The 14,767-nt window shown below is 49.1% G+C and carries 16 protein-coding genes and 5 pseudogenes; 18 read left to right on the top strand and 3 right to left on the bottom strand.

The window, feature by feature from the left end:
* Nucleotides 1–195: transposase zinc-binding domain-containing protein (locus DWZ38_RS22800; protein WP_243000248.1), on the bottom strand; the 195-nt coding region annotated here is incomplete at its 3' end.
* A pseudogene (locus DWZ38_RS22795) lies at nt 192–320 on the bottom strand (integrase); the annotation flags it as partial. The gene DWZ38_RS22800 and the pseudogene DWZ38_RS22795, both read right to left, overlap by 4 nt.
* 176 nt (nt 321–496) lie before the next feature.
* Between DWZ38_RS22795 and DWZ38_RS12085 the strand changes: the two are divergent.
* The 17 genes and pseudogenes from DWZ38_RS12085 to DWZ38_RS12005 all read left to right on the top strand — a co-directional run bounded on the left by DWZ38_RS12085 (nt 497) and on the right by DWZ38_RS12005 (nt 13,972).
* On the top strand, nt 497–859 hold the full coding sequence (locus DWZ38_RS12085; protein WP_005422970.1) for a hypothetical protein: 363 nt from the start codon (nt 497–499) through the stop codon (nt 857–859).
* A 210-nt stretch (nt 860–1,069) separates the two neighbouring features.
* A complete protein-coding gene (locus DWZ38_RS12080; RefSeq protein ID WP_044925032.1) occupies nt 1,070–2,053 on the top strand; it encodes a DUF6017 domain-containing protein in 984 nt (327 codons plus the stop codon).
* Nucleotides 2,054–2,076: 23 nt separating this feature from the next.
* Complete coding sequence (locus tag DWZ38_RS12075; RefSeq protein WP_005422968.1) at nt 2,077–2,295, top strand: DUF5348 domain-containing protein; 219 nt, start codon at nt 2,077–2,079, stop codon at nt 2,293–2,295.
* A 97-nt stretch (nt 2,296–2,392) separates the two neighbouring features.
* Nucleotides 2,393–2,869: a PcfB family protein gene (locus DWZ38_RS12070; protein ID WP_117853068.1), complete on the top strand. Its 477-nt coding sequence runs from the start codon at nt 2,393–2,395 to the stop codon at nt 2,867–2,869.
* Nucleotides 2,866–3,162: pseudogene (locus DWZ38_RS12065) on the top strand (type IV secretory system conjugative DNA transfer family protein); the annotation flags it as partial. The gene DWZ38_RS12070 and the pseudogene DWZ38_RS12065, both read left to right, overlap by 4 nt.
* 32 nt (nt 3,163–3,194) lie before the next feature.
* A complete protein-coding gene (locus DWZ38_RS12060) occupies nt 3,195–5,069 on the top strand; it encodes a recombinase family protein (RefSeq protein ID WP_117853063.1) in 1,875 nt (624 codons plus the stop codon).
* A gap of 79 nt (nt 5,070–5,148) precedes the next feature.
* Nucleotides 5,149–5,340 carry a transposon-encoded TnpW family protein gene (locus DWZ38_RS12055; protein WP_021630152.1) on the top strand — a complete coding sequence of 64 codons (192 nt, stop codon included), beginning with the start codon at nt 5,149–5,151 and terminating at the stop codon, nt 5,338–5,340.
* A 133-nt stretch (nt 5,341–5,473) separates the two neighbouring features.
* On the top strand, nt 5,474–5,770 hold the full coding sequence (locus DWZ38_RS12050) for a hypothetical protein (RefSeq protein ID WP_117853060.1): 297 nt from the start codon (nt 5,474–5,476) through the stop codon (nt 5,768–5,770).
* A gap of 112 nt (nt 5,771–5,882) precedes the next feature.
* A complete protein-coding gene (locus DWZ38_RS22790; protein WP_243000247.1) occupies nt 5,883–6,713 on the top strand; it encodes a hypothetical protein in 831 nt (276 codons plus the stop codon).
* 84 nt (nt 6,714–6,797) lie between these two features.
* Nucleotides 6,798–7,094, top strand: coding sequence for a DUF3847 domain-containing protein (locus DWZ38_RS12040; RefSeq protein ID WP_117853057.1), 297 nt, complete (start codon nt 6,798–6,800; stop codon nt 7,092–7,094).
* Nucleotides 7,095–7,325: 231 nt separating this feature from the next.
* Entirely contained in the window at nt 7,326–8,840 is a 1,515-nt protein-coding gene (gene mobQ, locus DWZ38_RS12035; RefSeq protein WP_117853055.1) for a MobQ family relaxase, read from the top strand.
* Between the two features lie 16 nt (nt 8,841–8,856).
* A complete protein-coding gene (locus tag DWZ38_RS12030) occupies nt 8,857–10,758 on the top strand; it encodes an AAA family ATPase (RefSeq protein ID WP_117853052.1) in 1,902 nt (633 codons plus the stop codon).
* Between the two features lie 85 nt (nt 10,759–10,843).
* A pseudogene (locus DWZ38_RS12025) lies at nt 10,844–12,340 on the top strand (type IV secretory system conjugative DNA transfer family protein); the annotation flags it as partial.
* A complete protein-coding gene (locus DWZ38_RS12020) occupies nt 12,337–12,549 on the top strand; it encodes a hypothetical protein (RefSeq protein WP_005928546.1) in 213 nt (70 codons plus the stop codon). The pseudogene DWZ38_RS12025 and the gene DWZ38_RS12020, both read left to right, overlap by 4 nt.
* 210 nt (nt 12,550–12,759) lie before the next feature.
* Nucleotides 12,760–12,888 (top strand): annotated as a pseudogene (locus DWZ38_RS12015) (Maff2 family protein); the annotation flags it as partial.
* Nucleotides 12,889–13,063: 175 nt separating this feature from the next.
* Nucleotides 13,064–13,369, top strand: a complete 306-nt coding sequence (locus tag DWZ38_RS12010) for a desmoglein-4 (protein ID WP_117853050.1) — start codon at nt 13,064–13,066, stop codon at nt 13,367–13,369.
* Between the two features lie 114 nt (nt 13,370–13,483).
* Nucleotides 13,484–13,972, top strand: coding sequence for a hypothetical protein (locus DWZ38_RS12005; RefSeq protein ID WP_002569239.1), 489 nt, complete (start codon nt 13,484–13,486; stop codon nt 13,970–13,972).
* 152 nt (nt 13,973–14,124) lie between these two features.
* On the opposite strand, the gene DWZ38_RS23130 is transcribed toward DWZ38_RS12005, so the two are convergent.
* The gene (locus DWZ38_RS23130; protein WP_007037420.1) at nt 14,125–14,250 is read right to left on the bottom strand and encodes a hypothetical protein; all 126 of its coding nucleotides are present in this window, start codon (nt 14,248–14,250) and stop codon (nt 14,125–14,127) included.
* A 281-nt stretch (nt 14,251–14,531) separates the two neighbouring features.
* On the opposite strand from DWZ38_RS23130, the pseudogene DWZ38_RS11995 reads away from it, so the two are divergent.
* A pseudogene (locus DWZ38_RS11995) lies at nt 14,532–14,767 on the top strand (mobilization protein); the annotation flags it as partial.

Raw genomic sequence — 14,767 nt, 5'->3', positions numbered from 1 at the left:
GTCACGGCAGGAGTTATAGTGGACTGACATGCAGCCGCAATCCTCGCATACGCTTACATTCACACCAAAGGCACCGGTTTTGCAATTCATGATGTGATAAGCGGACTTTCGCTGAGCGGGAGAAATACTGTGTGTGGATTCGAAAGATGGATAAAAACGATGAAAAACATCCTGAATCGTACAATCCTTACTCATGATTCACCACCTTCCGGGTTGTCGAACGGGCTGCGGATTCCAAGAAGTGTCTTGTTGCTCACATGAAGGTAAACATCTGTAGAGCGAGGATCAACATGTCCCAGAAGTGACTGGATATATTTTATTGATTTGATAGACGCAAAACCTTTTATAAGTCCTCACAAATGTTTATAAACCAATGTGAAAATGGCTTAAAATCAAGGTTTTCCGCATATCTTCATTTTTCTTGTCATATCTCCGCATAAGGTGTTTTTGTAAGACCGGGCACCATTTTAGCACCACAGAATATAAGGAGGACGACATGAAAAACGAACTTTTGACTAAGGGTATTATACTTCCGTCCGGCGAAATCGGCAAGGATAAGATAAACCTTGTCGCCGGGGCAATCACGCAGCCGTTCGCGGAAATGGTATGGGTAACGACAGGCGGCGACATGGAAACAATCAACCGCCTTACCAACGTACTTGTAACCATGAACAACCCCACCGACCGGGGCAAGCTGTTCAAAATCATCAAACTGCTTTATGGGCTAATGGGCTTGCCTTTTTCAGAGGAAGCCGAGCCTATGGACGCAGACCCCGACGTTTTGGAATACTTCATCTTTTCTTTCATGGCAGACTTTGGAGAAGTCATGCAAGAACTGATAGCAGAAGAAATGAAATAGCGACCCGCACAGCGGCGTTTCTCACTCTCTCACTGGGAGAACAGGAACGCCGCTATTTTTATGCCCTCATGTTACGCAGTAGGGGCAAAAAAAGCCTTGATTTATCGGGCTTACAGAACGCAAAACAGAGGAAGCAAGGAAAAGATACCTTACCCCTCAAAATCCGCGTTCTACTGCGCAACAAATCTAAAGCAAAGGAGTGATGAAGCTATGGCAGTTTTCCGTGTGGAACGCAACACAGGCTACACCGTAATGAGCAACCACCACTTACGCAATAAGGAGCTTTCCTTAAAGGCAAAGGGGCTGTTATCTCAAATGCTGTCCCTGCCGGAGGATTGGGATTATACCCTTTCGGGGCTGTCCTACATCAACCGGGAAAGTATCGACGCTATCCGTACCGCCGTTTGGGAGCTTGAAAAAGCCGGATATATCACAAGGCGGCAGGGACGCGACGAGAAAGGCAAAATGACCGCTATCGAGTACACCATTTACGAACAGCCGCAGCCGCCGGAATTGGATTGCCCGGTATTGGAAAATCCAACAGCGGATAACCCGATATTGGAAAATCCGACAACGGATAATCCGACGTCGGAAAATCCAACGCAATTAAATAAAGATATACAAAGAACTAACTTACCAAAAAAAGAAAAATCAAATACGGATTTATCAAGTACCCATTCCATTCCTATCCATTCCCTAAATCCCTTGCCTTATGGCGAGGACGAAACGGCACAGCCGCCGGAACGGAAAAGAACGGAAAGGAACGACGCTTACAGAGTGTATGAGGAAATTATCAAAGACAATATCGCCTATGACATTCTCTTACAGGACAGAAGCCTTGACCGCGACCGTCTGAATGAAATTGTTGACCTCATGCTTGAAACCGTCTGTACGGCAAGAAAGAAAATCCGTATTGCCGGGGACGATTACCCCGCCGAGCTTGTGAAGTCAAAGTTTATGAAGCTGAACAGCGAACATATTCGCTTTGTGCTTGACTGTATGCAGGAGAACACCACGAAAATCCGCAACATCAAGCAGTACCTAAAGGCGGTGCTTTTCAATGCCCCGTCTACCATTGACAGCTACTATACTTCCCTTGTCGCTCACGATATGGCAAGCGGCGCGCTTGCACCGAGAAAGCCAAAGTACGGCGACCTGGACTATTACACCTACAACGAGGGCGAAAGCCTGTAAACGAAAAAAGGAGGATTTACCACATGGCACAGAAAACAGGAGCTTTGATTTTTGATGAAACCGCTGACCGCTACGACATTCGCTTTGACATTGCCGACTATTACGGCGGCTTGCATTGCGGCGAGTGCATGGACGTATTCACAGGCGGCAAATGGAAGCCGACCCGGATTGAGTACGGGGACAACTGGTATCTTGTAGGTATTCGCGCCGAGGACTTGAACGGGCTGCGGGTGCGGATTTAACGGGGCGGCGTGAACAACGGACGCCCTTTTTTCACGCCCAAAAGCGGCGTACCACCCTAACACTATCATTACTACCAGGAAAGGAGGACGGTAAACATTGCAGGACGAAATCAACGAAAAAGTGGTTGCGCTCTCGGTCAAGGGAGCAAAGCTGACCGCTGAAATGCTGCAAAAGGCAATCAAAGCCATGCTTGCACAGGCAAAAAAGCAGCAGGAAAAACAGCCCCACGGGAAGCAGACGCTAAAGCAGCTTGCGAAGCAGAACGCGGGGCTTTCCAACATTGAGATAACTGAGGGCAATATCAAAGCCTTTGAGCAGACGGCAAAAAAATACGGTATCGACTTTGCCCTAAAGAAAGACAGCACCGAAACGCCGCCCCGTTATCTTGTATTTTTCAAGGGGCGGGACGCGGACGCTCTGACCGCAGCCTTTAAGGAGTTTTCCGCAAAGAAGCTGACACAGGAGCAAAAGCCCTCTATCCGAAAGGCACTTGCCACATTCCGGGACGCAGCAAAGCAGCTTAATGCGAACCGTCAAAAGACAAAACACAAGGACAGGGAGGTATCGCTATGAAGCCGAATATCAAGAAGTTGCTTATCCTAAACGCCCCCTATCTGCTCTTTGTGTATCTCTTTGATAAAGTCGGACAGGCGGTGCGGCTCTCGCCGGGGGCTGGCCTCTCCGGCAAGCTGCTTTCCATTGGCAGCGGCTTTTCCGCTGCCTTTTCAAATGCCCTGCCGAGTTTTGCCCCTATGGACTTGCTTATCGGCATTGTCGGGGCTGTCGTTATCCGGCTTGCGGTCTATGTGAAAGGCAAGAACGCAAAGAAATACCGTAAGGGCATGGAGTACGGCTCTGCACGTTGGAGTGCATAATTTTAAGTGTAAATGACACATACATGGACGCACAGGAGGTTATGCACATGACTGATTATAGCAAAATTACAGCCCTTTACTCCCGCCTTTCCGTGGGCGATGAGGACAGGGACGGCGGCGAGAGCAACAGCATACAGAACCAAAAAATCTTTTTGGAGAACTATGCCAGAGGGCAGCACCTAACCAATATCCGGCACTACATTGACGATGACGAAAGCGGCAGGTTTTTTGACCGTTCCGCCTACTCCCGCATGATGGACGATGTGGAAAACGGGAAAATCGGTGTCTGCATTATGAAAGACCTTACCCGCTGGGGGCGTGACTATCTCCAAGTCGGCAACGCGATGGAGATATTCAGACGGAACAATGTGCGCTTTATCGCGGTCAACAACGGCATAGACAGCGAGAAGCCCGACACATTGGAGTTTGCGCCCTTTATCAATATCATGTCGGAGTGGTACGCAAAGGACATCAGCAAGAAAGTGAAAACGGGCATTAAGACCAAAGGCATGAGTGGAAAGCCGATTGTCACCGAAGCCCCTTACGGCTATGTCAAAGACCCGGACAACAAGGATTTTTGGATAATCGACGAGGAAGCCGCCGAGGTTGTACGCCTTATTTTCCGCCTGTTTATCGGTGGGAAGAACCGCAACCAAATCGCCGTGCATCTGAAAAACGAGCAAATCCCTACCCCCACTTTCTATATGAAAGACCGCGGGCGGGGAACCTGTAAAAATAAGACACTCAACGAGGATAACCGCTGCAAGTGGAACAAAGCCACCTTGACCAATATCCTCACACGGCAGGAGTATTGCGGCGATGTAGTCAACTTCAAGACTACAAAGCATTTCCGGGATAAACATAACCACTATGTAGACCGGAGCCAGTGGCACATCACAGAAAATGTGCATGAGCCGATTATCAGCCGCAGCGATTTTGAAACCGTACAGCGGATTTTGGAAAACGCACCCGTCAGACGCCCCAACGGGGACGGGGAAATCCACCCTCTGTCCGGCTTGCTTTTCTGTAAGGACTGCGGCGCAAAAATGCACATTCGTATAGATTACCGGAACGGCGGCAAGCGCCATGTTGCCTATTGCAGCGAGTACCACAAGGGGAAAGCCAAGAACCCCAAATGCCATTCTCCGCACATCATGGACGCGGACTTGCTCATGCAGACCATCGCGGAAGTGCTGAAGAAAATCGAGGACTATTCTATCAGCAACCGGGCAGAGTTTGAAGCCTTAGTGAAAAAGAACCTTGCCATGCAGCAGACCGACCAGACCAAAAAGCAGCAGAAGCGTATTCCGCAAATCATGACGCGCCTTGAACAGATTGACAAGGTGCTGAATAAGCTCTATGAGGACAACGCCCTCGGCACGATCCCGCAAGACCGTTATGAGCAGATGTCGCAGAAGTATTCGGAAGAATACTATGCGCTGAAAGCGGAGCTTGCCACGCTCCAAGAGCAGCTATCCGCTTATGAGAACGCGGGAGGACGGGCGCAGAAGTTTTTGAAGCTGACGGAACGCCATGCCGCCTTTACCGACCTTACACCCACCATTCTCAACGAGTTTATCAGCCGGATTGAAGTGCATGAGCGCGACCAGAAAAGGGCGAGATACGCAATCCAGCACATCAGCATATATTTCAATTATATCGGCAAGTTTGAGAATGAAGTGACACAGCTTGCAGAACCGACCGAGCAGGAAATCCGGCAAATGCGGGAGGAAATCGAAGAAGCCAAAAAGGAAAAGAGCCGCGCCTATCACCGGCAGTATTCAAGGGAGTACCGGGCGCGAAACCTTGAAAAGCAGCGGGAGTATGACCGCATGAAAGCGCGGGAATACCGGGCAAGGAGAAAGGCACAGGCAGCTGCCGCACAGCCCGCACAGTAAAACAGAATAACCGTCAACCAAGAGGGATTTTCCGAACTACGGGAAATCCCTCTTTTGCGCCCGGAGAAAGGAGCCGCCTATGGCAGAACAGACCCCCGACAATATCATCACGACCCAGAGGAACGGGCAGACCATTGTTGCGGAGTTATTTTTCAATCACAGCAGCACAGAAACATTCCGCGACAAGCTGCTCAAACTGGTGCTTGCCGACAGTTCGCGTTTATCCGCGTCTGACGGTCAAGAGCCGGAAAAAACAGAAATCTTGCGATAACAGCCGCCCTGACGAACCATTCCCTGTCCGGGCGGTTTCTATTTGAAAATCCTCATTTTCCCCAAGTCAAGAGCCGGGAAAAACACCCGAAAAATGCCCCTATTGCGTAACAGGGGCGCAGAAAGGAGAGTTTATGAGAACAGGGCTGACGAAGCAGGAAAAGACCACCGATATTTGGTTTGACGAGAAAGACCCACTTATCCATATCCGCACCCACAACACCGACTTGAAGAAACGGCTTGCCGCCTACGCCGGACAGCACCCCGACCAGTGCCGCCAGACCGACGCAGACCCCGAAACGGGCTGCATGGAGTTTGATATTGCAAAGGGGCGTTTCTCTTTCCGTCTGACCGCCCCATACAGCGAGAAACGGCGGGAAGCAGCGCGAAGGTATGCCAGAGAAAATAATGCCGCTGACAGGCTGAATTGATATGGATTTGTTCATACTCTTGTGCTATGATATTTATGAATAATGAAACCTTTTCCTCTTTTTTGCGTCTATATAAATAACAGAAAAATGAAAGATAAAGGAGGCTTCTGTTATGAAAAAGAAATGGTTAATAATCACAATGGTGTGCATGGTCTTATTGTGCATTGTGGTAATGGTCTTTCTGTTTACAATGGGGAAAAAACCATATAAAAATCTGGACGCAGCACAAATAGCGTCAGCCAAAGTGCAATTAACGCCGCCAGACAAAACAGTTGAAATTGAGGATATTTCAGAGTTAGTAGGCTATTTGAATGATGTAGTTATCTATAATCAAGATAATTCTTACACAGAATATGTAGGGCAAGGCGTTACTTTTACCCTGATTATGACCGACGGCACACAGACAGAGATTACGGCATATAACCCATTTCTTATAATTGATGGTGTAGGCTATAAAACAAAGTATGAGCCATGCCAAGCACTTAATAGCTATGCCAATGAATTATTAAATTCTGGAACTGCCAATGTGATTTTGGAAGAGCCGCCTGCTTTAGGTTTAGTAAGTGATAACACCTATGTCAGTGCATTATTAGGTGCTTATTCGTGGCAGAAAAAAGATGTTGATGGAAATTCTATAAGTACAACTACCGATAGCGCACACCCTTTAGATTGTGAAGAATTATTATCCCCGCCGTATGAAACACCAGAAGCAACAGCTACACTAAGTTTTACAGAAGAACCCGATACTATTTTAAGTGTAAAATGTTGGAGTGATGAATATTGGGGGAAACCTACTACAAACAGCGAAGATGTAACTATGACTGGAAATGTCCTCACTCTTAAACCGGGCGGGTATATCTATGAAATAATAGCCGACTGGAATACCCAAAACGGTTATGGAGGAACTGCAAGCTATTTTATTTACTTGAAAATGATAGAGTAAAACTAAATAAACCACCTACAAGGGACAGCCGAGAAAATCGACTGTCCTTTTTCTATGCCGACAGGCAGAAAGGAGCGACCAACCATGACGAAACCGAGAGAGAAAACCCGCGAGGAGCTGCAAGCCGAGATTGAGGACGGAAAGAAGAAAATCCGGCAGTTTGAAAATCGGGAAAAGGTGTTGCGTCAAAAGCTATCCAAAGAGGAACGCAGAACACGCAGCCACCGCCTTATCGTCCGGGGCGCAGTCTTTGAAAGCATTGTGCCGGAAGCAAAGACCATGACCGACGAGGAAGCTGCCGCGCTTCTCCGGCTTGCACTGACGAGTGAACCAGCACGGGAATATCTGAAAAAACGAGCCGAAAGCGGGAACGCCGAATAAATCCCTTAGGAACTAAGGGCGCACTTATACACCCTTGCGGGCGTGTGCGCTCTGCCGAGGGCTTATCTCCGCACAGGGAGAGTTCCCCGCGCTCCGATATGGCGGCTTTGCCGCAACAAGGGGCTGCACCCCTTGCGCCGCTTTGCGGCTATCCCTGCACACCCGCAAAAACAGTACACCCGCCGTTGGCGTCTGTACCATTTTTGAGGGCTTTATTATCCTATCCGGGAGGTGATACCCATAGCCATTTACCATTGGAACATCGGCATTGTGAGCCGAGGAAAAGGCAAATCAGCCATTGCCGCAGCCGCCTACCGAAGCGGTGAAAAGCTGACAAACGAATGGGACGGAATGACCCATGACTACACCCGCAAAGGCGGCGTTGTCCATACAGAGATCATGCTGCCGCCCCATGCCCCGCCCTCTTTCTCTGACCGCTCAACCTTGTGGAACAGCGTGGAGCTTTACGAGAAAGCCGGGAACGCCCAGCTTGCCAGAGAGATTGACGCGGCGCTCCCCATAGAATTATCCAGAGAGGAACAGATCCGGCTTGTCCGGGAATACTGTTCCTCTCAATTTGTTTCCAGAGGAATGTGCGTTGATTATGCCATTCACGACACCAACAGCGGCAACCCCCATTGTCATATTATGCTTACCATGCGCCCCCTTGACGAGCGCGGAGCATGGGCGGCGAAATCCAAAAAGGAATATGACCTTGACGAAAACGGCGAGCGTATCCGCTTGCCAAGCGGAAGATACAAAACCCACAAGGTTGACCTCACAGGCTGGAACAGCCAAGAGAATGCGCTTGTTTGGCGCAAGGCATGGGCTGATATTTCAAACGACTATCTTGAGCGTGCCGGAAGCCCGGAGCGTATCGACCACCGCAGTAACGCCGAGCGCGGCATTGACGAAATACCGACCGTCCATATGGGCGTGGCGGCTTGCCAGATGGAGAAGAAAGGTATCGCCACCGAGAAAGGCGAACTGAACCGCAGTATTCAAAAGGCAAACCGCCTTATCCGGGAAATCCGGGCGCAGATTGGGAAGCTCAAAGAGTGGATTGCCGACCTGTTCAAAGCGCGGGAAACCGCCCCGAAGCAGCCGCCGCAATCTCCCAACCTTGCAAATCTGTTGATGAAGTATTTGAGCGTTCAGAGAGAAAAGAGCCGGAAGTATTCGCAGCGATGGCAACAACAGCACACAGCCGATGAACTGAAAACCATAGCGGCAGCGGTCAACTATCTTTCCGAGCATGGTATCTCTAATCTTGATGAGCTGGACGCTTCTCTTTCCTCTGTCAGTGATAAAGCCTATTCAATCCGGGAGGGAATGAAAACCACCGAGGAACGCATGAAGAAGCTGCAAAAGCTAATTGAATACGGGAAGAACTATACAGAGTACAAGCCCATTCACGATGAGCTGAAAAAGCTGCAAAACGGCTGGACAAACAAGCGCGACAAGTACGAGGAAGCCCACCGCGCCGAGCTGACCCTATGGAACGCAGCAAGCCGCTATCTCCATGCAAATCTGCCTAAAGGAACAAAGACCTTGCCTATTGCGGAATGGGAACAGGAATATGCTGACCTCAAAACACAGAGGGAAGCGGAATATGACACGCTGAAAGAGACCCGCGCCGAGGTTGCCGAGCTTCAAAAAATCCGCAAATGCGTGGATATTGCACTCCGCGCCGACCAGCCGGAGCAGACGCAGAGCCGCACCAAGCGGCACGATATAGACCGCTGAAAGGAGTTGAACTTTTATGTATTACACCCAAGAACAGATAGACCGCGCCAACCAAGCCGACCTTGTTTCTTTTCTGCAAGGACTGGGCGAGCAGCTTACCCGCGCCGGACAGGAGTACCGCTGGAAGCGGCATGACAGCCTGACAATCCGGGGAAACAAGTGGTACAGGCACAGCCAGAGCAAAGGCGGCGGCCCCATTGATTTTGTCATGGAGTTTTTCGGCAAGAGCTTTACCGAAGCCGTTGAAATGCTGACAGGAGAAAAAGGCGCAGCCCCGCCGCCGGACAGACCAAGCCCCGCGCCCCTCTCTGACTTCCGACTACCACCCCGCAGCACCGACAACCGCATAGCGAGGAACTACCTCACAGCCGCCCGCCGCATTGACGAAGATGTGACGGGCTTTTTCTTTGCCACCGGGGATATTTACGAGGAAGCCGCCCACCACAACGCCGTATTCATAGGGCGGGACGAGGACGGAATACCGCGCTACGCCCACAGCAAGGGAACGGCGGGAAACTTCCGGCTTGATGTGAAAGGCAGCGACAAAGCCTTTAACTTCTGCTACCGGGGCGAGGGCGAAAGATTGTTTGTTTTTGAAGCCCCGATAGACCTCTTATCTTTCCTCTGTCTGTTCAAAAAGGACTGGCAGAGGCAAAGCTATCTGGCGTTAGGCGGCGTGGGAGAAAAAGCCCTGCTGCGTTTCCTCTCTGACCGTCCGAACATCAAGACCGTTTACCTCTGCCTTGACAGCGACCAAGCCGGAAACGACGCTTGCAGCCGCCTTGTGGAGCTTATGCCGGAGGGCTTGACCGTCCACCGCCTTATCCCTCTTTTCAAAGACTGGAATGAGGTACAGACGCGCAGGGGAGAAATCACAGACGGGAAGTATCTCCGCGAAGCGGTCTATGGACTGAAAGAGCCGCCGCAGGAAGAAACCGTTGAGATTATCCGCATGAGCGAGGTTGACACACAGACCGTTGAATGGCTATGGGAGCCGTATATCCCCTTTGGGAAAGTAACCATAGTACAGGGCAACCCCGGCGAGGGAAAGACCACCTTTGCCCTACGCCTTGCCGCCGCCTGCACCACCGGGGGAACGCTGCCGGGAATGAAGCCCTTGCCGCCATTCCAAGTAATTTACCAGACCGCCGAGGACGGTTTGGGCGATACCGTCAAGCCCCGCTTGATGGAAGCCGAAGCCGACCTTGACCGCGTGCTTGTGATTGATGAAGCCAAGCGGGAGCTTACCCTCTCCGATGAGCGCATAGAAAAGGCAATCACGCAGAACGGGGCGCGGCTGATTATCCTTGATCCCATACAGGCGTACATGGGCGAAAAAACCGACATGAACCGGGCAAACGAAGTGCGCCCCATGTTCCGCCGCCTTGCCGATGTTGCCGAGCGTACCGGGTGCGCCGTTATCCTTATCGGACATCTCAACAAAGCTGCCGGAGGGCAGAGCGCGTACCGAGGATTAGGTTCTATCGACTTCCGCGCCGCAGCAAGGAGCGTCCTGCTGATCGGGCGCGTGAAGCGAGAACCGAATGTGCGCGTCATCATTCACGACAAATCTTCCCTTGCGCCGGAGGGAAAGCCCGTTGCCTTTTGCCTTGACCCGGAAACAGGCTTTTCGTGGATAGGCGAGTATGATATTACCGCCGACGAGCTGCTGTCCGGCGCGGGCGGCAACAACGCCACCAAGACCGAGCAGGCGGAACGGCTGATACTTGACCTGTTGGCAGACGGGAAAGAGCTTGCCAGCGAGGACATTGTAAAGGCCGCAGCCGAAGCCGGAATATCCGAGAGGACGGTGCAGAACGCCAAGCGCGGCATGGGCGGCATTTTAGGCGCAAGGCGTGTCGGCGGTCAATGGTACAACTTCATCAAGAAGAAGCAGCCACCCGAACCCGCAAGCTGAAAGTGCAAAACGCAGACCCTTTGCACTTTGCACTTTCGCACTTTCACGATAATTTGCGTCAATAACTCAAAAAAGCACTTGACAAAACGCTTCATGGGGCAATACCGAGGATATAAAGCCATATATCGACCCCATGTTTGAAAATAACGTGCTGCTGACGCAGACCGAAAGGCTGATGATGAGTAGCCGCCCGAAGCACCCGAAATATGCACGAAACAAAAACGTACTTGTAATCGGCGGCTCCGGCAGCGGCAAGACGAGGTTTTTTGTAAAGCCCAACTTAATGCAAATGCACAGCAGCTATGTTGTAACCGACCCGAAAGGAACGGTTTTAATCGAGTGCGGGAAGCTCTTGCAGCGGGGCGGGTACAAAATCAAGGTGCTAAACACCATCAATTTCAAGAAATCCATGCGGTACAATCCCTTTGCCTATCTCCGCAGCGAAAAGGATATTTTGAAACTGGTAAATACCATTATCGCCAACACCAAAGGCGACGGGGAAAAATCCGGCGAGGATTTTTGGGTGAAGTCGGAACGGCTTTTTTACTGCGCCCTTATCGGCTACATCTGGTACGAAGCCCCGGAGAATGAGAAAAACTTTACGACGCTGCTTGAAATGATAAATGCGTCGGAAGCCCGCGAGGACGACCCGGAATTTCAATCCCCCGTTGACCTCATGTTTGAACGCTTGGAAGAAAAAGACCCGGAACATTTTGCGGTGCGCCAGTACAAGAAGTTTTTGCTGTCTGCCGGAAAAACAAGAAGCTCTATCCTCATTTCCTGCGGTGCGCGGCTTGCACCCTTTGACATTCGGGAGCTGCGCGAGCTGATGGAAACCGACGAAATGGAGCTTGACACCTTGGGTGACCGAAAGACCGCGCTTTTTGTTATTATCTCCGACACCGACGACACCTTTAACTTTGTTGTATCAATCCTTTACACACAGCTTTTCAATCTGCTTTGTGACAAGGCAGATGATGTGTACGGCGGGCGGCTGCCTGTTCATGTGCGCTGTCTGCTTGACGAGTTTGCAAATATCGGGCAGATACCGAAGTTTGAAAAGCTCATTGCCACTATCCGAAGCCGTGAAATCTCCGCGTCCATCATCTTGCAGAGCCAGTCGCAGCTAAAGGCTATCTACAAGGACAACGCCGATACCATTGTCGGCAACTGCGATACGACCCTGTTCTTGGGCGGAAAGGAGAAAACGACCCTTAAAGAAATGTCGGAAATCTTGGGGAAAGAAACGATTGACAGCTTCAATACTTCCGAAACAAGAGGACGGGAGCTTTCCCACGGGCTGAACTATCAGAAGTTAGGCAAGCAGCTTATGAGCGAAGATGAAATTGCGGTCATGGATGGCGGGAAATGTATCTTGCAGCTACGCGGGGTGCGCCCGTTCTTCTCCGAAAAATATGATATTACCAAACACCCGAAGTACAAGTACCTTTCCGACTTTGACAAGAAAAATGCCTTTGACATGGAAAAGCACTTGCGCCGCCGTCCTGCAATCGTAAAGCCGGACGAGGTATTTGACTATTACGAAGTTGACGAAGCAGATTTGCAGGAGGATACAGAATGAATAAGCGTATCAGAAAGAAAAAGGCAAAACAGCAGCTAATCCGAGCTATCAGCGGGCTTGTGGAAGCAGCCGAGGAAATGCAGCGGGAACAGGAACGCAGGACAAGACAGGCAGGTATTTCCTATATCAAGTATATCGAAGCTGTCCGGGAACGGCAGTACGGCATTATGCCTGTCTACACACCACTTTTTGAAAAGGAGGGAGCTTAAAGTAAAAATAATAAACACGGGCTACATGGTACGCGCCCCTACTCCTTGCGCGTATCGCGGCAGGAAGCCGCACCCTTACAACTGAATACCGCCGCGCCGCAGCAACAAACGCAGCGCGGGGACTTATGACCGCGGCAGTTATCGAAAACTGACCGCCGTTTTTTATGCCCTTTTTCGGGCAGCCGCACAGCGGCAGAAAGGAGTTATATTATGGCATTTTTCAACAGCGCAGTAGGCGTTTTACAGACACTCGTTATCGCTCTCGGAGCAGGTCTTGGCATTTGGGGCGTTATCAACCTCTTGGAGGGCTACGGAAATGACAACCCAGGTGCAAATGCTCATGTGCGGTAAAGTAATAAAAAGATTTAGGTAGCCGCCTTAACTATTCCTAAATAAGATAATATGCACAGTATTTTCTCGTAAATAGAAAATAAATTATTGCATTTTACCAATTATTATGTTAAAATGACAATGTAACAAAGAGCTATGTATTTTTAAGGAAAGGGAGGAACTTATGAATTTAAGAAAATCTATTTTAGCACTTTCAGTAGTAGCTGGAATTGTAGCTGCTCCAATGACTGTATTTGCCGCTCATACTCATAGTTGGGGTTCTCCCCAGTACTATGGATATGAAGATGAAATGCCTGGTATATATGATGACGGGGATAAATGTGCGACACGTCATGTATATAATTACAAACAATGTTTAATTTGTGGAGAAGTAAGCATTTATGAAGTTGAGACGATTGAAATGTCTCACAAATGGGTGAATGGTGCATGTGTATATTGCAACAAAGGTTACGCGAAAGAGATAAATTAACATAGTATCATTACCGGCAAGTTTATGATCAAAAAATAGAAAGCATTGAGAATATTTCAAAATTTCTTGAAAGTACTCTCAGTGCTTTCTTTGATAATATGAAAGGAGAAATAAATGCAAAAAAAACAACTTTCTGTATTAGTACTAATTATTTTATGCTTTTTATTAGGATGTAACAGAGAAACACCAAAAGATGAATCTCAACAAAATTATGAAGATGAATCTAATATTTCTAAAACAAATGGAGAAGAACTTGTAAATATAAACAGTGAATTGTTAGGTTCGACTCCTTTTGATATCCAAATCGATAAAACAGCATTGCAGACTAGAAAAGAAACAGAAACAGAAGTTACAATAAAGACAAATTTAACAGACTGGGGTTATACTGTTTCTTCTGAAAAAGGGAAAATATCTGATATAAATAAAAATTCATTCATATATATAGCACCTAAAGATGAGAGGGATGATACTATAAAAATACAATTATCGGACTATGAAAATGGCATATCATATGAATATACAATTCCACTTATTTTTGCGGGAAACAATGAACATTCTTTAGATAAATTCAAGGAAAATCTTTCAAGATTACCTAATAGTTAGTAAAGAGTCGATAGACTAAAGTACCACCATCCTCTTTTATTTCAACTGAATATCCATCCCGCCGCACCGCAGCGGCACATGAAGCAGTAAATCCGAAAAAGATTTGCTGCTTTTTTTGCGTCCATTTTTGGCAAATTTCCAAAAGTTCCGTATTAGACAGTGAAACCAAAAAAGGCTGCCATTTTTTTCAGACAGCGGGCAAAACGCAGCTTCCGAAACGCCTTATTGTCGGGAAAGACCGAGCCGCCGGAAAAGTTCTTGCCGGAAAGTCCGTCCATTCTGCTCTTTTGTGGTTTGTAGGGAGTAAGGGAAAAACGCCAGCCCGCAGCCTTTTATAAAAAAAGCTGGTTATAGATTTTCTGAAAAAGTGGCAGTAGCAAGTGAACGGCAGGCCGGCAGTTTCTTAGAGCAAGATTCTACCGCAGTACCAAAATTCGCTTTTCGCTCATTTTGCCCCTGCGGGAATCTTGTTGGGGAGTGCCTTCCCCAAACCCTGCTTATGCGGCTTACGCCGCTTATCCCGCCGCAGCCATGCGGCAGCCGAAAGGAGGTTTTTACCATGCGAAAACGATATAACACACCGCACCGCAGCCGGGTAGTCAAGACACGCATGACCGAGGAAGAATACGCCGAGTTTGCGGAAAGGCTTTCTGCCTGCAACATGAGCCAAGCCGAGTTTATCCGCCAAGCCATAACCGGGGCAGCCATACGCCCCATCATAACCGTTTCCCCCGTCAACGACGAGCTGCTTGCCGCTGTTGGGAAGCTGACCGCCGAATACGGCAGGATCGGCGG

Origin of the sequence: Ruminococcus sp. AF31-8BH (genome assembly GCF_003460605.1) — a bacterium.
GTDB classification, from domain to species: Bacteria; Bacillota; Clostridia; order Lachnospirales; family Lachnospiraceae; genus Blautia_A; species Blautia_A acetigignens.
The sequence above is the reverse complement of the archived record's forward strand: the minus strand, read 5'-3'. Positions and strand labels throughout refer to the sequence as shown.